The sequence below is a fragment of the Nocardia sp. NBC_00416 genome, assembly GCF_036032445.1.
Classification (GTDB): domain Bacteria; phylum Actinomycetota; class Actinomycetes; order Mycobacteriales; family Mycobacteriaceae; genus Nocardia.
This window is the reverse complement of the sequence record NZ_CP107932.1, coordinates 4,515,259-4,536,156: the sequence shown is the minus strand read 5'-3', so window position 1 is coordinate 4,536,156 and position 20,898 is coordinate 4,515,259. Positions and strand designations below refer to the sequence as shown.

Annotated in this window: 1 protein-coding gene (only partly in view); it reads left to right on the top strand. The window is 69.6% G+C overall.

The window, feature by feature from the left end; translation table 11 throughout:
• Window positions 1-20,898 carry the 3' end of a non-ribosomal peptide synthase/polyketide synthase gene (locus OG804_RS19415; protein ID WP_328388487.1) on the top strand. The gene continues 33,456 nt to the left of window position 1, outside the view, so only the last 20,898 of its 54,354 coding nucleotides appear in the window; its start codon lies off the left edge, out of view; its stop codon occupies window positions 20,896-20,898.

Below are 20,898 nucleotides of genomic sequence, written 5' to 3'. Positions count from 1 at the left end.
GTGCTCGGGGTGCCGGGTGTGGGTGCGGATACTGATTTCTTTGCTTTGGGTGGGGATTCGATTCTGTCGATCCAGTTGGTGTCGCGGGCGAAGGCGCGGGGTGTGGTGTTCTCGCCGCGTGACGTCTTCGAGCGGCGCACGGTGGCCGCGCTGGCCGAGGTCGCCTCGATCGGCGGTACCGGTGAGGTGCTGTTGGCGGAGTTGCCCGGTGGTGGTGTGGGTGATATCCCGTTGACGCCGATCATGGCGCAGATCCTGGACGGCAACGATTCCTACCAGCGGTTCTCGCAGACCGTGACGCTGAAGTTGCCGGTCGATCTGGACACTGAGACGCTGGTCGCCACCCTCGCGGGTGTCGTGGACCATCACGACGTGCTGCGGGCACGCCTGGTCCCCGGTGACGGCGGGCCGGTGTTCGAGACATCGGCTCCGGGCGCGGTGGATGTGAACGCCCTGCTGCACCGGGTGGATGTGGCCGCCGGGGTGGCGGACGAGGAACTGACGCGGATCGCGACGGCGGAGTTCGACGCGGCGCTGGACCGGTTGGATCCGGCCGCCGGTGCGATGGTGCAGTTCGTGTGGTTCGCCTTCGAGGGTGAGCGTCGTGATGTGCTGCTGGTGGCGGCGCATCACTTCGTGGTCGACGGCGTGTCCTGGCGCATCGTGGTGCCGGATCTGGCGATGGCCTGGTCGCAGGTCGCGGCCGGGCAGGCGGTGGCGTTGCCGGCGGTGGGCACCTCGCTGCGGCGGTGGGCACACGGCCTGGTGGAGGCCGCGGCCGATAGCGAGCGAGTGCACGAACTCGAGTACTGGCAGCGGGTTGTCGAAACTCCGGATCCGCTGTTGGGCTCGCGCGCGTTCGACCCGGAGATCGATACCAACGCGACGGTCGAGCGCGTCGAGATCCGGGTTCCCGCGGATATCACCGAGGCCGTCCTGACCACGCTGCCCGCGCGTTATCACGCGGGCGCCAACGACGGTCTGCTCTCGGCGCTGGCGATCGCGGTATCGCGCTGGCGCGGTGCGGATTCCGGATCGTCGGCGTTGATCAAGCTCGAGGGTCACGGCCGTGAGGAAGACGTCGTGCCGGGTGCGGATCTGTCCCGCACCGTCGGCTGGTTCACCGCGGCGCATCCGATGCGGCTGGACTTCGACGGGATCGATGTCGATGATGCGTTCGCCGGTGGTGCGGCCGCGGGTGCGCTGATCAAGTCGGTGAAGGAGCAGTTGCTCGCGGTGCCGGACAAGGGTCTGGGCTACGGCATGCTGCGGTATCTGAACGCCGAGACCGGTGCGTCGCTGCCGGACAAGGTGCCTGGTCAGATCAGCTTCAACTATCTGGGCCGCGTCTCGGCGGGCGAGATTCCCGCCGAACTCGCCGAACTCGGGTGGGTTCCGTCCGACGATCTGGGTCGATTGGACGCGGATCAGGACCGGGATATGCCGGCCAACGCGGTGCTCGACATCAACGCGATCGTCAACTCCGGCGCCGACGGTCCCGAACTGACCGCGTCGTTCGCCTTCCCGGCCGGTGTACTGACCGCCGCGCGGGTCCGCGAGGTCGGTGACCTGTGGGTGGCCGCGCTGTCCGCGCTCGCCGACCATGTGCGGCGCCCGGAATCCGGTGGTCACACCCCGTCCGATATGCCGCTGGTGCGGGTGAGCCAGGACGAGATCGAGACCTGGGAACGGCAGTACCCCACCTTGACCGAGGTGTGGCCGCTGTCCTCGCTGCAGTCCGGTCTGGCGTTCCACGCGCAGCTCACCCAGGACGCTGTGGACGTCTACACCATGCAAGCCGTGGTGGAGCTGACCGGCGTCGTGGACGCCGCGCGACTGCGCGCGGCGGGTGCGGCCGTGATCGATCGTTACCCGAACCTGCGCACGGCCTTCGTCGCCGATACCGCGGGCCGGTCCGTGCAGGTGGTGCTGGACCGGGTCGAGGTGCCGTGGCGGCAGGTGGATCTGCGTACGGTGCCGGCCGGCGAGCAGGACGCCGAATTCGAGCGGCGCCTCGACGCGGACCGGGCCGTGCACTTCGACCTGGCCGCGCCGCCGCTGCTGCGGTTCACCCTGTTCCAGTTGGCCGACGACCGGTGGCAACTGGTGGTCACCACGCACCACATCCTGCTCGACGGCTGGTCGATGCCGCTGCTGCTGCGCGATCTGCTGATGCTGTACGCGACGCGCGGCGACGCGGCGCCGCTGCCGCGGGTGTCGTCGTACCGCAACTTCCTGGCCTGGCTGGGGGAGCGCGACCGCGACGAATCGCTGCGGGCCTGGGCGGACTCACTGGCCGGTGTGGAGGAGCCCACCCAGCTCGCGCGGCAGAGCCGGACCGTGACCGACAGCGAGATCGTCACCCGCACGGTGGCGATCGACGCCGAGCGCACCCGTGCGGTCGGCGCGCGGGCGGCCGGTCTGGGCATCACCGTGAACACGATGATGCAGGCGGCCTGGGGCATTCTGCTGGGCCGGCTCACCGGCCGTGACGATGTGGTGTTCGGTACCACCGTCTCCGGTCGCCCGGCCGAGCTGTCCGGCGTGGAATCCATGGTGGGCCTGTTCATCAACACGGTCCCGGTGCGGGTGCGGGTCGACGAGGGCGCGCCGGTGCGCGACTTCCTGACCGGACTCCAGCACGCGCAGGCCGGACTGCTGGAACACCACTATCTGGGGCTCACCGATATCCAGCGGATCGCCGGTGCGGGCGCCGGGTTCGACAACCTGCTGGTGTTCGAGTCGTATCCGGTGGACGCCGACGCGATCGCGGCCACCAGTTCCATCGACGGTATGTCGATCACCGGGGTGCGGACCACGGACAACGCCCACTATCCGCTGACCCTGGTGATCACCGCCGAGGCCACCATCGATATCGGGCTGCGGTACCAGGCGGGCCTGTTCTCGGCCGACGAGATCGAGCTGCTGGCAACCCGTCTCGTGCGAGTGCTGGACGTGCTGGTGGACCGGCCGGAGCTGCCGGTCGGCGAGATCGACATCATGCTCGGCGACGAGCTCACGGACCTGACCACCCGGACCGGTGGTCCGGCCGAGCCCGCGCAGACGTTCCCGGATCTGCTGGCCGCCGCGGTGGCGGGCAACCCGGACGGTGTCGCGGTGATCGCCGACGGCGTGTCCTACACCTATACCGAGCTCGACGAGGCCTCGAACCGGTTGGCGCGCGCGTTGATCGCGCGCGGCGCGGGCCCCGAGGTCGCGGTCGCCTCCGCACTGCAGCGCTCGTGGCATTCGATCGTCACCCTGTGGGCGATCGTCCGCAGCGGCTCGGTGCTGGTGCCGATCGATCCGACCTATCCGGCGGACCGGATCGAGCACATGGTCACCGATTCCGGTGCGGCCCTGGGGGTCACGCTGGCGGCGGACCTCGCGGGCCTGCCCGCGCCGACCGGCGGCTGGCTGCCGGTGGACGGCGCCGAATTCGCCGCCGAGGTGGCGGAGTCGCCGGCCGGTGCGGTGACCGACGCGGACCGGCATGCTCCGGTACGCGCGGCGAATACGGCGTACATGATCTACACCTCCGGTTCGACGGGTCTGCCCAAGGGCGTGGCCGTGACCCACGCGGGTGTGCGGAACTTCTGTGTGGAGCAGGTCGAGCGCTACGAGCTGGACAGGTCCACCCGGGCGCTGGCCTTCGCGTCGCCGTCGTTCGACGCGTCGATGCTGGAGTTGTTGCTGGCCGTCGGTTCGGCGGGTGCGCTGGTGATGGTGCCGCCGATGATGTTCGGCGGCGCGGAATTGGCGGAGTTGATCCGGGAGCACGGGGTGACCCATGCCTTCATCACCCCGTCGGTCCTCGCTTCCCTCGACTCGGATTCGCTGCCGCAGGTGCGCACGATCGTGGTCGGCGGTGAGGCCGTACCAGCCGAGCTGGTGACCCGCTGGGCGGCCGACGCGGACCGGAAGATGTTCAACGCCTACGGTCCCACCGAGGCGACGGTGGCCTCCAATATCAGCGATGCGCTGGTCGCCGGTGCGCCGGTCACCATCGGTGGGCCGATCCGCGGTATGCGCGCGCTGGTGCTGGACGGCCGGCTGCGACCGGTCCCGGTCGGCGTGGCCGGTGAGCTGTACCTGGGCGGCGTGCAGCTGGCCCGCGGATATCATGCGCGGGCGGGCCTGACGGCGGGCCGGTTCGTCGCGGATCCGTTCGGTGCGCCCGGTGAGCGGCTGTACCGCACCGGCGACCTCGTGCGGTGGCTCGGTGACGCGGTGGAGTATGTGGGCCGCAACGACTTCCAGGTCAAGGTGCGTGGTTTCCGCATCGAACTGGGTGAGATCGATACCGCGCTCACGGCGCAGCCGGGTGTGGACTTCGCGGTCACCATCGGCCGGCAGGCGGGTTCCGGGACGACGATCCTGGTGTCCTATGTGCTGCCGGTGGCCGGTACCGCCGTCGACACCGCGGTGCTCACCGACGAGATCTCGCAGGTGCTGCCGGACTACATGGTGCCGAGCGCGATCGTGGTGTTGGACGAGATTCCGTTGACGCCGGTCGGGAAGTTGGATCGGAAGGCGTTGCCGGAGCCGGTGCTGGAGGTTGGTGAGTTCCGGGCTCCGGTGGGTGAGGTGGAGTCGGTGATCGCCGAGGTGTTCGCTGATGTGCTCGGGGTGCCGGGTGTGGGTGCGGATACTGATTTCTTTGCTTTGGGTGGGGATTCGATTCTGTCGATCCAGTTGGTGTCGCGGGCGAAGGCGCGGGGTGTGGTGTTCTCGCCGCGTGACGTCTTCGAGCAGCGCACTGTCGCCGGGCTCGCCGAGGTGGCGCGTCTGGGTGGCGCCGACGAGGTGTTGTTGGCGGAGTTGCCCGGTGGTGGTGTGGGTGATATCCCGTTGACGCCGATCATGGCGCAGATCCTGGACGGCAACGATTCCTACCAGCGGTTCTCGCAGACGATGTCGCTGCGGCTGCCGGTGGGGATCGATCGGGAGACGCTGGTCGCCACGTTGGCCGCGACCTTCGATCACCACGATGTGCTGCGGTCGCGGCTGCGACCGGAGGACGAGGCGTTCGTCTTCGAGACCCTGCCCACCGGTGCGGTGGATGTCGACGGCCTGCTGCGCCGGGTGGATGTGGACGGCGCGGTCTCCGATGCCGAGCTGGTCCGGATCGCGACGGCGGAGTTCGACGCGGCGCTGGACCGGTTGGATCCGGCCGCCGGTGCGATGGTGCAGTTCGTGTGGTTCGCCTTCGACGGTGAGCGTCGTGATGTGCTGCTGGTGGCGGCGCATCACTTCGTGGTCGACGGCGTGTCCTGGCGCATCGTGATCCCGGATCTGGCGATGGCCTGGTCGCAGGTCGCGGCCGGGCAGGCGGTGGCGTTGCCGGCGGTGGGCACTTCGCTGCGGCGGTGGGCACACGGTCTGGTGGAGGCCGCGGCGCGGCCGGAGCGGGTCGCCGAACTCGAATACTGGCAGCGGGTGGTGTCGACGCCGGATCCGCTGCTGGGTGCGCGCGCGTTCGACCCCCGCACCGATACCAACGCGACGGTCGAACGGATCGAGGTCACTCTTCCGGTCGAGGTCACCGAAGCGGTGCTCAACACCCTGCCCGCGCGCTATCACGCCGGTGCGAACGACGGTCTGCTGTCGGCGCTGGCGCTGGCGGTCGCCCGTTGGCGCGGTGCGGATTCCGGGACGGCGGCGTTGATCAAGCTCGAGGGTCACGGCCGTGAGGAAGACGTCGTGCCGGGTGCGGATCTGTCCCGCACGGTCGGCTGGTTCACCTCGGCCAACCCGGTCCGCCTGGACTTCGACGGGATCGACGTCGATGATGCGTTCCTCGGTGGTGCGGCCGCGGGTGCGCTGATCAAGTCGGTGAAGGAGCAGTTGCTCGCGGTGCCGGACAAGGGTCTGGGCTACGGCATGTTGCGGTATCTGAACGCCGAGACCGGTGCGTCGCTGCCGGACAAGGTGCCTGGTCAGATCAGCTTCAACTATCTGGGCCGCGTCTCGGCGGGCGAGATTCCCGCAGAGCTCGCCGAACTCGGGTGGGTGCCCACCGATGATCTCGGTGCGATCGACGCCGACCAGGACCGGGACATGCCGGCCAACGCGGTGCTCGACATCAACGCGATCGTCAACTCCGGCGCCGACGGGGCGCAGCTCACGGCCGGATTCGCCTTCCCCGCTGGGCTGTTGACCGCCGAGCAGGTCCGCGAGTTCGCGGACCTCTGGGTGGCCGCGCTCACGGCGCTCGCCGACCACGTGCGGCGCCCGGAGTCCGGTGGCTACACCCCGTCCGATATGTCGCTGGTGCGGGTCGGACAGGCCGATATCGAGGGCTGGGAGTCCACGTATCCGGCGCTGTCGGAGGTCTGGCCGCTCTCGCCGCTGCAGTCCGGTCTGCTCTTCCACGCGCAACTGACCCAGGACAGCGTCGACGTCTACACCATGCAGGCGTTGCTGGACCTGACCGGAACCCTGGATCCGGAACGGCTGCGCGCGGCCACACGCGGCATGTTCGACCGCTACCCGAACCTGCGGACCGTCTTCGTCACCGACTCGTCCGGTCAAGCGGCGCAGGTCGTACTGGACCGGGTCGAGGTGCCGTGGCGGGAGGTCGAGCTGCGCACGGTGCCCGAGGACGACCGCGAAGCGGAGCTGTTGCGGCGGACCGCCGAGGACCAGTCGCGCCACTTCGATCTGGCGGCGCCCCCGCTGATGCGGTTCACCCTGTTCCGGGTGGCCGACGACCGGTGGCGACTCGTGATCACCACGCACCACATCCTGCTCGACGGCTGGTCGATGCCGCTGCTCATGCGGGATCTGCTGATGCTGTACGCGACGCGCGGCGATATCGCGCCGCTGCCGCGGGTCTCCTCCTACCGCAACTTCCTGGCCTGGCTCGGCGACCGCGACCGCGCGGTCTCCGAACAGACCTGGGCCGACGAGCTGGCCGGTTTCACCGAACCGACGCTCATCGCGCCGCGCCCGGTGGAGAACGAGTCCTACGAGATCGGCAAGCTGCTCCTCGAGCTCGACGAGACGCGCACCCGGCAGCTGACCGACCGGGCCGCCACGCTCGGTGTCACGGTGAACACGATGGTGCAGGCGGCGTGGGGTGTGTTGCTGGGTCGGTTGACCGGGCGTGCTGATGTGGTGTTCGGTGCGACGGTGTCGGGTCGTCCGGCGGAGTTGCCGGGTATCGAGTCGATGGTCGGTTTGTTCATCAATACGTTGCCGGTGCGGGTGCGGGTGGATGAGCGGGCGACGACGAGTGAGTTGTTGACCGGTTTGCAGCGTTCGCAGGCGGGTTTGCTGGAGCATCATTATTTGGGGTTGACCGATATTGTTCGGGCGACCGGGGCTGCTGCGCAGTTCGACAGTTTGGTGGTGTTCGAGTCGTATCCGGTGGACAAGGATGCGATCGAGGCGACGAGTTCGATCGACGGTATGTCGGTGACCGGCGCGGGTATCAACGACAACACCCACTACCCGCTGACCATCCTGGTGATGGCCGGCGCCACGGTCGAATTCACCGTCAAGTACCTGGCCAGCCGCTTCGACGCGGCCGAGATCGATGTGCTGATCGCCCGGCTGCTGCGGGTGCTGGACGCACTGGTGAACTCGCCGGAACTGGCGATCGGCGATATCGACATCATGCTCGACGCCGCCGAACGGACCCGGGTCCTGCGGGACTGGAACGACACCGCCGACGAGATCACCGGCCCGGCCACCCTGGCCGACCGGTTCGCGGCACAGGTCGAGCGGACCCCGGATGCGTCCGCGGTGACGTTCGAGGGGACGACTCTGTCCTACGCCGAGTTCGACGCGCGGGTGAACCATCTGGCACGGCACCTGATCTCGCTTGGCGTGGGCCCGGATGTGCCGGTGGCCCTGGGGATCCGGCGGTCGCTGGACCTCGTCGTCGCGATGTACGCGGTGGTGCAGTCCGGTGGCGCGTACGTGCCGCTGGATCTGGACCAGCCGGCGGAGCGGATCGACTACGTCCTCGCCACCGCGGCCCCGGCCTGTGTGCTGACGACCGCGAGCGCGGAGTTCACGGCATCGGACTGCCCGGTGGTCGAGATCGACCGCCTCGAGTTGTCGGAGTACTCGGACGAGACGATCACCGACGCCGACCGGATCAGCCCGCTGCGACCGGAGAACACGGCGTACGTGATCTTCACGTCGGGTTCGACGGGCCGCCCGAAGGGTGTGGCGGTGTCGCATGCGGCGATTGTGAATCGTCTGGTGTGGATGCAGTCCGAGTACGGGTTGTCGGTCACGGATGTGGTGTTGCAGAAGACGCCGGCGACGTTCGATGTGTCGGTGTGGGAGTTCTTCTGGCCGTTGCAGATCGGTGCGCGGTTGGTGGTCGCGAGGCCGGACGGTCATCGTGATCCCGCCTACCTCGCGGAGATCATCGATACCGAAGAGATCACCGTCGCGCACTTCGTGCCGTCCATGCTGACGGTGTTCGTGGCGGCCCTGGCCGATGCCGGGGTGCCGCGCTGCGATTCGCTGCGGTTGGTGTTCTCGTCCGGTGAGGCGTTGTCGCCGAAGCCTGCGCGGCGTGTGCGGGAGTTGACCGGGACGGCGTTGCACAACTTGTACGGTCCGACCGAGGCCGCGGTGGATGTGACGTATCACGAGGTGACCGATGCCGATGTGGTGTCGGTGCCGATCGGTGCGCCGGTGTTCAATACGCGGGTTTATGTGCTGGATGACCGGTTGCGGCCGGTTCCGGTGGGTGTCGCGGGTGAGTTGTATCTTGCGGGTGCGCAGTTGGCGCGTGGTTATGTGGCGCGGCCTGATCTGACCTCCGACCGTTTCGTGGCGGATCCGTTCGATTCCGGTGCGCGTATGTATCGCACTGGTGATCTGGTTACGTGGACTGCTGGTGGTGAGCTGGATTATCTGGGTCGTACCGATTTCCAGGTGAAGTTGCGTGGTCTGCGTATCGAACTCGGCGAGATCGAAGCCGCGCTCACCGCCCACGAGACGGTGGCCCAGGCGGTGTCGCTGGTACTGCGCAACCCGCAGACCGGCGATCAGCTGGTCGCCTATGTGGTGGCCGGCTCCGGACAGGCCGCCGACCCGGATGTGCTGCGCCGGCACCTGTCCGGCCGCCTGCCGGAGTACATGGTCCCGGTGGCGATCGTGGTGCTGGACGCGTTCCCGCTCAACGCCTCCGGCAAGCTCGACCGCAAGGCGCTGCCCGCGCCGGTGTTCGAGGCCGCGGAGTTCCGCGCGCCGGTGACACCGCTGGAAACCGTTGTCGCCGAGGTCTTCGCCGAAGTCGTCGGTGTGGAACGGGCTGGTCTGGACGACGACTTCTTCGCGCTGGGCGGCGATTCGATCCTGTCGATCCAGTTGGTGTCGCGGGCGAAGGCACGGGGTGTGGTGTTCGCGCCGCGCGATGTGTTCGAGCAGCGCACGGTGGCCGCCCTGGCCGACGTCGCGCGTTTCGGCGGCGTGGAGGAAGTGCGCCTGGCCGAACTGCCCGGTGGCGGTGTCGGCGATATGCCGCCGCTGCCGTTCATGGCGCAGATCCTGTCCGACACCGCCCCGCACGGCCGGTTCTCGCAGACGATGATGCTGCGGCTGCCGGTGGGCATCGATCGGGAGACGCTGGTCGCCACCTTGACCGCGGTCGTCGATCATCACGACGTGCTGCGGTCGCGGGTGCGGCCGGAGGACGGGTCGTTCGTATTCGAGACCCTGCCCGCGGGTGCGGTCGAGGTGAGCGAGCTGCTGCGCCGGGTGGAGCTGGACGCGGACGTATCGGATGCCGAGCTGGCGCGGGTCGCGTCGGCGGAGTTCGACGCGGCGCTGGACCGGTTGGATCCGGCCGCCGGTGCGATGGTCGAGTTCGTGTGGTTCGCCTTCGACGGTGGACGGCGTGATGTGCTGCTGGTGGCGGCCCATCACTTCGTGGTCGACGGCGTGTCCTGGCGCATCGTGATCCCCGACCTCGCGACGGCCTGGTCGCAGATCGTCGCGGGCGATTCGCCGGTGCTGACGCCGGTCGGCACCTCGCTGCGGCGGTGGTCGCACGGTCTGGCCGAGGCCGCCCAGCGGCCCGCGCGTGCCGCCGAGCTGGAGTACTGGCGCCGGGTCGTGGACACGGTGGACCCGGTGCTCGGTGCGCGGGCGTTCGACCCGGCCGTCGACACCAACGCGACCGTCGAGCGCGTCGAGGTCCGGGTGTCCGCGGCGGTGACCGAAGCCGTGCTGAACACACTGCCGGCCCGGTTCCGGGGAGCCGCCAACGACGGCCTGCTCACCGCGCTGGCCATGGCGGTGATCCGCTGGCGCGGCGCCGATTCCGGATCGTCGGCGTTGATCAAGCTCGAGGGTCACGGTCGTGAGGAGGACGTCGTACCGGGTGCGGACCTGTCGCGTACGGTCGGCTGGTTCACCTCCGTCTTCCCGGCCGCGCTGGATCTGTCCGGCGCCGACCTCGACGACGCGTTCGCCGGCGGCGCGGCCGCCGGGACGCTGATCAAGTCGGTGAAGGAACAGCTGCTGGCGATCCCGGCCCGCGGGCTGGGTTACGGAATGCTGCGGCATCTGAACGCCGAGACCGGCGCGCAGTTGCCGGCGAAGGTCCCGGGCCAGATCGGCTTCAACTACCTGGGCCGTGTCTCGGCCGGCGAGATCCCGGCCGACCTGGCCGAACTCGGCTGGATGCCGACCGACGATCTGGGCGAACTCGATACCGATACCGCGCCCGAGATGCCGGCCGCGGCGGTGGTGGACGTCAACGCCATCGTCGCCGACGGCGCCGACGGTCCGGAACTGGGCGCGTCCTTCAGTTTCCCGGCCGGGCTGCTGTCCGCCGAACAGGTTCGCGAGTTCGCGGATCTGTGGGTGGCGGCGCTGACCGCGCTGGCCGACCACGTCCGCCGCCCGGACGCCGGTGGTTTCACCCCGTCGGATATGCCGCTGGTGCGGGTGAGCCAGTCCGATATCGAACGCTGGGAAGGCGTCTACCCGGATCTGACCGAGGTGTGGCCGCTGTCCTCGCTGCAAGCGGGTCTGATCTTCCACGCGCAGCTCACCCAGGACAGCGTCGACGTCTACACCATGCAGGCGCTGCTGGACCTCACCGGAACCGTGGAACCGGCCCGGTTGCGCGCCGCGGCCCAGGCGATGACCGGCCGCTACCCGAACCTGCGCACGGCCTTCGTCACCGGCGCCGCCGGGCAGCCGGTGCAGGTGGTGCTGGATCGGGTCGAGCTGCCGTGGCGCGAGATCGATCTGCGCACGTTGCCCGAAGAGGCGCGTGCGGCCGAATTGCTGCGGCGCACCGCGCAGGACCAGTCGGTGCACTTCGATCCGGCCACACCCCCGCTGATGCGGTTCACCCTGTTCCGGGTGGCCGACGACCGGTGGCGCGTAGTGATCACCGTCCACCACGTCCTGCTGGACGGCTGGTCGATGCCGCTGCTGATGCAGGACCTGCTGGTCCTGTACGCGACCCGCGGCGAAACCGCCGGGCTGCCGCGGCCCACTTCCTACCGCAGCTTCCTGGCCTGGCTGGTGGAGCGGGACCGGGCTGCTTCCGAGCAGGCCTGGGCCCAGGAGCTGGCCGGATTCACCGAACCGAGCCTGCTCTCACCGCAGTCGGTGGACGCCGAGACCTTCGATATGGCCGAAGAGGTCGTCGAGCTCGCACCCGAACGCGCCCGTCTGGTCGCTGCCCGGGCCGCTGAGCTGGGTGTCACGGTGAACACGATGGTGCAGGCGGCGTGGGGTGTGTTGCTGGGTCGGTTGACCGGGCGTGCTGATGTGGTGTTCGGTGCGACGGTGTCGGGTCGTCCGGCGGAGTTGCCGGGTATCGAGTCGATGGTCGGTTTGTTCATCAATACGTTGCCGGTGCGGGTGCGGGTGGATGAGCGGGCGACGACGAGTGAGTTGTTGACCGGTTTGCAGCGTTCGCAGGCGGGTTTGCTGGAGCATCATTATTTGGGGTTGACCGATATTGTTCGGGCGACCGGGGCTGCTGCGCAGTTCGACAGTTTGGTGGTGTTCGAGTCGTATCCGGTGGACAAGGATGCGATCGAGGCGACGAGTTCGATCGACGGTATGTCGGTGACCGGCGCGGGCACCAACGACAATTCGCATTACCCGCTGACGATCCTCGCGCTGGCCGAGGAGACGGTAGTGCTGCGACTGCGCTACCTCACCAGCAGGTTCACCGAGTCGTACATGACGGCGCTGGGCCGGCGGCTGGTCCGGGTACTGGACGCGCTGGTGGATGCACCGGCGCTGCCGGTCGGCGATATCGACATCATGCTCGACGGTGAGCTCACGGATCTCACCACCAGGACCGGCGGCCCGGCCGAACAGCCGCGCACGCTGGCCGAGCTGATGGACGCGGCGGTCGCGGCGAACCCGGACGGGATCGCGGTGATCGCGGACGGCGTGTCCTACCCCTACGCCGAACTCGACGAGGCGTCGAACCGGTTGGCGCGCGCGCTGATCGCGCGCGGCGCCGGGCCCGAGGTGCCGGTGGCGTCCGCGCTGCGGCGGTCGTGGCATTCGGTGGTCGCGCTGTGGGCGATCGTCCGGTCCGGTGCGACGCTGGTGCCGATCGATCCGACCTATCCGGCGGACCGCATCGCGCATATGGTCGCCGACTCCGGTGTGGCCTTCGGTGTCACCCTGACGGCCGACCTGTCCGATCTGCCCGCCGCGGCGGGTGGCTGGATCGCATTGGACGACACCGAATTCGCCGCCGAGGTCGCCGGACTGCCGGCCGCCGCGGTGTCGGACGCGGACCGGCCTGCTCCGGTACGCGCGGCGAATACGGCGTACATGATCTACACCTCCGGTTCGACGGGTCTGCCCAAGGGCGTGGCCGTCACCCATGCCGGTCTGCACAACTTCAGCACCGAGCAGGTCGAGCGCTACGAGCTGGACAGGTCCACCCGGGCGTTGGCCTTCGCGTCGCCGTCGTTCGACGCGTCGATGCTGGAGCTGTTGCTGGCCGTGGGTTCGGCGGGTGCGCTGGTGATGGTGCCGCCGATGATGTACGGCGGCGCGGAACTGGCGGAGCTGATCCGGGAAACCGGGGTGACCCATGCCTTCATCACCCCGTCGGTCCTCGCTTCCCTCGACCCGGCCGCGCTGTCCGGTATGCGGGCCATCGTGGCCGGTGGTGAAGCCGTACCCGCCGAGCTGGCCGCCCGCTGGGCGACCACGCCCGGCCGGTCGCTCTACAACGGCTACGGCCCGACCGAGACCACGATCATGTCCAATATCAGCGAACCGCTGGTGCCGGGTGCACCGGTCACCATCGGCGGTCCGATCCGCGGTATGCGGTCGCTGGTCCTGGACAGCCGGCTGCGGCCGGTGCCCGAAGGCGTCACCGGCGAGCTGTACCTGGGCGGAATCCAGCTGTCCCGCGGCTATCACGCCCGTCCCGGTCTCACGGCCGGCCGTTTCGTCGCCGACCCGTTCGGCGCACCGGGCGACCGGCTGTACCGCACCGGCGACGTGGTCCGGTGGCTGGGCGACGCGGTGGAGTACGTGGGCCGCAACGACTTCCAGGTCAAGGTCCGTGGTTTCCGCATCGAACTCGGCGAGATCGACGCCGCGCTCACTGCGCAGCCGAATATCGACTTCGCCGTGACCATCGGCCGGGAGGCCGGTTCCGGGTCGACGATCCTGGTGTCCTATGTGCTGCCGGTCGACGGTGCGGTGGTCGATACCGCCGCGCTGACCGACGAATTGGGCCGTGCGCTGCCGGAGTACATGGTGCCGAGCGCGATCATGGTGCTCGACGAGATCCCGCTGACCCCGGTCGGCAAACTCGATCGCCGCGCGCTTCCCGAACCGGTCCTGGAGGCCGTGGAGTTCCGGGCGCCCGCCACTCCGGTGGAGGAGATCGTGGCCGGGGTGTTCGCCGAGGCGCTGGGCCTGTCCGGCACGCGACGGGTCGGCCGTGACGACGACTTCTTCGGTCTCGGCGGCAACTCGCTGATCGCGACTCAGGTCGTCGCCCGGCTGGGTGCGGCACTGGACACCAGCGTTCCGGTGCGCGCGCTGTTCGAGGCGTCGACGGTGGCCGAACTCGCGGCCCGGGTGGAAGCGGAGTCCGGCCCCGGCCGGGTCGCGCTGGTTCCCCAGCCGCGTCCCGCGCGGATCCCGCTGTCGCTGGCGCAGCAGCGGATGTGGTTCCTGAACCGGTTCGACACCAACTCCGCGGCGTACAACGTGCCGGTGGCCGTCCGGCTGACCGGCCGGATGGACGCCGCCGCGTTCCGGGCCGCGCTCGGTGATCTCACCGCTCGGCACGAGGTCCTGCGCACCATCTACCCGGAGACCGATTCCGGTCCCGTCCAGGTGATCCTGCCGGCGGGCACCCCGGTCGACCTGGAGACCAGGACCGTGGCCACCGACGACATCACCGCGGCGGTCACCGAGGTGCTGTCGACCTCGTTCGACGTCACCACCACGGTGCCGTTGCGGGTCGCGCTGTTCGATATCGCCGGGACCACCGACGAATACGTACTGGCGATGGTGGTCCATCACATCTCCGGCGACGGTTCGTCGGCGGGCCCGCTGACCCGTGACCTGATGCTGGCCTACGCCGCCCGGATCATGGACACCGCACCGGACTGGCAGCCGCTGCCGGTGCAGTACGCCGACTACAGCATCTGGCAGCGCGAGCTGCTGGGCGTGGAATCGGATCCGGATTCGCTGTCGCACAAGCAGATCGCCTACTGGCAGCAGGCGCTGGCGGAACTGCCCGACCAGCTGGACCTGCCCGCCGACCGCCCGCGGCCCGCGGTGCAGTCCTACACGGGCGGCCAGGCGCAGGTGCGGATCGACGCCGAAACCCATCGGGCGCTGGTGCAGTTCGCGAACGAACAGGGCGCGACGCTGTTCATGGTCGTGCACACCGCGTTCGCGGTGCTGCTGTCGCGGCTGTCCGGGACCCCGGATATCGCGATCGGCACCCCGATCGCGGGTCGTGGTGAGGCCGCCCTCGACGATCTGATCGGTATGTTCGTCAACACTCTGGTGTTCCGCACCCAGGTGGATTCCGGTGAGGCCTTCACCGATCTGCTGGCCCGGCAGCGCGAGATCGACATCCAGGCGTACGCGAACGCGGACGTCCCGTTCGAACGGCTCGTGGAAATCCTGAATCCGGAACGTTCCACGGCGCGGCATCCGCTGTTCCAGGTGGGTCTGTCGTTCCAGAACCTGTCCCGGTCGGAGTTCGAACTCGCGGGTCTGGCCATCTCCGAACTGACGGTGGACTGGGAGATCTCGCAGTTCGACCTGCACCTCATCGTGGCCGACGGCTACGACGAGTCCGGTGCGGCCACCGGTATCGGCGGCTATCTGACCTACGCCACCGATCTATTCGATCACGACACCGCCCAGGGCTTCGTCGACCGGTTCGTCCGGCTCCTCGGCGCCGTGCTCGCCACCCCGGATACCGCGGTGGGCGAACTGGAGGTTCTGTCCGCTACCGAACGGACCGAACTGGTGTCCGGCCGGAACGCGACCGAGCATCCGGTCGACACCACCGCCACCCTGGTCGACCTGCTCGACCGGACAGTGGCGGCCGACCCCGGCGCGGTCGCGCTGGTCGGCCCCGACGGCGCCCGGATCGGCTACGCCGAACTGGACGCCCGGGTGAACCGGCTGGCCCGGCACCTGATCGGCCTCGGCGTGGGACCCGAGGACCGGGTGGCGCTGGCGCTGCGGCGCTCGGTGGATCTGGTGGTCGCCATGTACGCGGTCGCCAAGGCCGGCGGCGCCTACGTGCCGGTGGATCCGGATCAGTCCGCCGAACGGACGGCCTACATCCTGGATACCGCCGCACCGGTCTGCGTGCTGACCGTGTCCGAGACCGGGTTCCGGACCGAGAGCGCACCGGTGGTCCTGCTGGACGAACTCGAGCTGGACAGCCTGGCCGCCACCCCGGTGCGCGCGGAAGAACGGATCACGCCGCTGCGTCCGCGGCACACCGCCTACGTGATCTTCACGTCCGGTTCCACCGGGCGCCCGAAGGGCGTGGCGGTGCCCCATGCCGCGATCGTCAACCAGTTGCTCTGGAAGACCGCCGAATTCGGTCTCGGCGCGGACGACGCGGTACTGCTGAAGACCGCGGCGACCTTCGACCTCTCCGTCTGGGAGTTCTGGTCGGCGGCGGTGTCGGGTGGCCGGTTGGTCATCGCGACCCCGGACGGTCACCAGGATCCGGAGTACCTCAACGGGCTGCTGCGCGACGAGCGGGTGACCACCCTGCACGTGGTGCCGTCGATGCTCGACGCCCTGCTCACCGCCTCCGACGGTGTGCCGGCCGAGAGCCTGCGGCGCGTCCTGGCCATCGGTGAGGCGCTGCCCGCCGCGACGGCGCAGCGATTCCGGACGGCGAGCGACGCCCGCCTGTTCAACCTGTACGGCCCCACCGAGGCCGCGGTGTCGATCACCGCGCACGAAGTGGACGCCGCCGACACACTGTCGGTGCCCATCGGCGCGCCCGAGTGGAACAGCCGGGTCTACGTGCTGGACCAGCGGTTGCGACCGGTACCCGACGGTGTGCCCGGTGAGCTGTACCTGGCCGGTGCCCAGCTGGCCCGCGGCTACTTCGGGCGCGCGGACCTGACCGCGGACCGATTCGTCGCCGATCCGTTCACCCCGGGCGCCCGGATGTACCGCACCGGCGACCTGGCGGTGTGGAACAGCCGGGGCGAACTGGAATACCGGGGTCGCACCGACTTCCAGGTGAAGATCCGCGGTTTCCGGATCGAACTGGGCGAGATCGAGGCCGCGCTGCTGGCTCAGCCGTCGATCGCGCAGGCCGCGGTGATCGCGAAATCGCATGAACGGCTGGGTGATTCGTTGGTCGCCTACGTCGTGTCCATCGACGGAGGGCTCGACCTCGCCGAGCTGAAGTCGGCGCTGGCGGCCCAATTGCCGTCGTACATGGTGCCGACGGTCTTCATGGAACTGGACGCGTTGCCGCGCAACATCAACGGCAAGCTCGACCGCCGGGCGCTGCCGGATCCGGAATTCGCGACGACCGCCTACCGGGCGCCGTCGAACCGGACCGAACAGATCCTGGCCGAGGTCTTCGCCGACGTGCTGGGTACCGACGAACTCGGCGTGGACGACGATTTCTTCGCCGTCGGCGGTAACAGCATCCTGTCGATCCAGCTCGTCTCGCGGGCGAAGTTGCGCGGCGTGCTGCTGCGGGCTCGGGATGTATTCGAGCAGCGCACGATCGCCGGTCTCGCCGAGATCGCGGTACTGGACACCGCCGAATCGCGACGGCTGCCGGAACTGCCCGGCGGCGGGGTCGGTGAGCTTCCGGTGCCGGCGAATATCGCCCGGCTGCTGGCCCACGGAGCCGACCATTCCGGTTTCGCCCAGGCCCTGGCCTGGGAGCTGCCGGCCGGTATCGACGACGCCGCGGTGACCGCTGCCGTAGCGGCGGTTCTCGACCAGCACGACGCGCTCCGGCTGCGGGTGCGGCCGGGCGCGGACGGTCACCGGGTGGAGGTCGCCGAACCGGGCACGGTGGACGCGGCCGCGGTGCTGCACCGGGTGGTGCTGCCGGCGGGGCTGAGCGCGGTCGAACGGTCGCGGATCATCGCCGCCGAATCCGACGCGGCGCGTGAGCGTCTCGATCCGGAACAGGGCATCGTGGCGCAGTTCGTCCGGTTCGTGGCCGCCGACGTTGCGGACGCGGGCGATACCACCGGCGCAGCTGGCACGGGCGATACCGCCGGTGCAGCGGGCACAAGCGGCACCGCCGGTGCAGCGGGCACAAGCGGCACCGCCGGCGCCGATGTGCTGCTGGCGCTGGCACACCGGGTCGTGATCGACGAACGGTCCTGGCGGATCCTGGCCCGCGATCTGGCGAGCGCGGCGACCGCCGCGGCCGAGGGTCGGCAGATCAGCCTGCCGCGGACCGGAACTTCGCTGCGGGCCTGGGCGCACGCGCTGGCCGCCGAGACGCTGGCCCGCGCCGACGAGCCGTACTGGAAGGAAGACCACACCGGGTCTTCGTCCGTGCTGCCGCTGGAGCGGGATTTCGAGCCGGGCGTGGACACCGCGTCCACGGTCGACCAGGTACGCGTCGCGATACCCGACGAGATCACCGCCGCGGTCCTCGACCGCATCCCGGGCCTGTACCGCGCCGACCCGGCCGACGCGCTGTTGTCGGCCCTGGCGCTGGCCGTGACACGGTGGAACTCGGCGTCGGTCATGTCGATCGACCTGGTGGACACCGGCCGCGGCGCACACGCCCTGGCCGGGGCCGATCTGGACGCGACGGTCGGCTGGTTCGCCGGTTCCCATCCCGTCCGGGTGGACCTGTCCGGCACCGATCCGGCGGCGGCCTTCACCGGTGGCGCGGCCACCGGCGAGGTGATCAAGGCCGTGAAGGAGCAGGTCCGGGCGGTGCCCGGGCATGGGATCGGCTACGCCGGCCCCGGGCCCGCGCCGGTCTCCCTGCGGGTGATCGACCGCCGAACGGCCGACGTGGAGCCGCAGTGGCGTCCGGTGGACGGGTTCGCCGAACCGGTCACCTGGAGTGCGCCGCGACTGCCCGCGCGCGCGGTGATCGCGATCGAGGCGGTCCGGTCCGAAACCGGGCGGTTCACCGCGTCGTTCGCGTTCCCGACCGGTCTGCTCTCCCGGCAGAAGGTCCAGGATCTGGCCGATCTGTGGCTGGCGGCGCTCACCGGCCTCGCCGGTCACGCCGACCGGACGGACGCCGGCGGGCTGACCCCGTCCGATCTCGCACTGCTCGAGGTCGAACAGACCGATATCGACCGCTGGGAGCAGGACTACCCGGCGGTGTCGGAGGTCTGGCCGCTGACCCCGCTGCAGTCCGGTCTGCTGTTCCTGGCCCAGCTCTCGGCCGGCGCCGCGGATATCTACGTCCAGCAGGCGATCATCGAACTCGGCGGCGAGGTCGACGCCGGACGACTGCGGTCGGCCGGGCAGGCGCTGCTCGATCGGTATCCGAACCTGCGGGTCGCCTTCACCGCCGATTCGGTGGGCCGGGCGGTCCAGGTGGTCTCGGATCGGGTCGAGTTGCCCTGGCGCGAAGTGGATCTGCGTACCGTTCCCGAGGCCGATCGGGCCGCCGCGCTGCAGCGGTGGCTGGCCGCGGACCGGGCCGACAACTTCGATATGGCGGTGGCGCCCCTGATCCGGTTCGCCCTGGTGCGCACCGAAGCCGAGCGGGCGTTCCTGGTCGTCGATTCGCATCACATCCTGATCGACGGCTGGTCGCTGCCGCTGGTCATGCGTGATCTGTTGATGCTGTACGCCCTGCACGGCGATCCGGCGCAGCTGCCGCCGGTGGCCCCGTACCGGGATTTCCTGGGCTGGCTCGCCGAGCACGACCGATCCGATTCGGTGCGGGTGTGGACCGACGCGCTGACCGGGGTCGACGAACCGACCCTGCTCGCGCCGCAGCAGTCCGCGAACAAGGTTCCGGACGGCAAGGTGCACACGACGCTGGACGCGGACCTGTCCCGGCGGATCCGGGACCGGGCGGCCGCGCTCGGGGTCACCGTCAACACTCTGGCGCAGTCCGCGTGGGCCGTGCTGCTGGGCCGGCTCACCGGTCGTGACGAGGTCGTCTTCGGCGCCACCGTCTCCGGCCGCCCGGCCGATCTGGCCGGGGTGGAGTCGATGGTCGGTCTGTTCATCAACACGCTGCCGGTCCGGGTTCGGATCGACGACCGGGCCACGGTCGCCGACCTGCTCACCCGGGTGCAACAGGAACAGGCGGCGCTGCTGGATCACCACCACATCGGCCTGCCCGAGATCCAGCGTGCGGCCGGGGCGGGAGCCCAGTTCGACACACTGCTCGTCTTCGAGTCCTATCCGGTGGACCGCGAGTCCATCGAACGGGTGAGTTCGATCGACGGGATGTCGGTGGTCGGCCTGGACTTCCACGGCGGCACGAACTACCCGATCACGGTCATGGTCACCGATGAGGAACAGCTCGGCTTCTCCCTCGAGTACGCCGGGGACCGGTTCACCGAGGCGGAAACCGAAACACTGGCCGCCCGGTTCCAACGGGTCCTGGAGGCGCTGGCCGCGGACACCGACACCCCGGTCGGCGATATCGATATCCTCGACGCGGCCGAGCGTGCGCGGCTGGTGACCGAGTCCAAGGCCGCGCCCGCGGCCGAACCGGCCGGCTGGGTCGGGGCCCGTACCGTCGCCAAGGCGCTGGCCGAAGTGGTCGAGGAAGATCCGGCCGCACCCGCGCTGCTGGTGGGTGACGACGAGATCGCCTTCCAGAGCCTGGACCGCCGGTCCTCGCAGTTGGCCCGGTTGCTGATCGCCCGCGATATCGGACCCGGTAATACCGTGGCGGTCACCACGGCACGGTCGGTGGACGCGACGGTCGCGGCGTGGGCGGTCCAGAAGTCCGGTGCCGCACTGGTCTTCGCCGCGGACCTGTCGGCCGACCGGGTCGCCGCCGCGAACGCCGATCTGGTGCTGGGCGATACGGCCTCCGGTTCGTTGCCCTGGCTGAACCCGGATGCCGACGATATCGCCGCGGAACTGACCGAGGCCGCCACGCACCCGGTGTCCTACGCCGACCGGACCCGGCCGCTGGGTGAGGACCATCCGGCCTTCGTGGTGGTCACCGCCACCGAGGCCCGGATCCTCACGCAGACCGAGGCCCTCGACCGGGCGGCCCGGCTGCGCGAAACGAACGAGATCGACTACGAGTCGACCACGTTCACGACCGCGTCGTCGGGCTCCGCGGCGGTGGACGAATTCCTCGTCGCCGTCACCGCGGGCGCGCTCTCGGTGCTGCCGACCGGAGACGATCCGGCCGGCGATATCGAGTCCGGCGAGGTCACCCACTGGTTCGTCGCCGCCGGCGAACAGGTGGGCGAGGTCCCCGAAGAGGTCACCGTCGTCGAGAGCTGA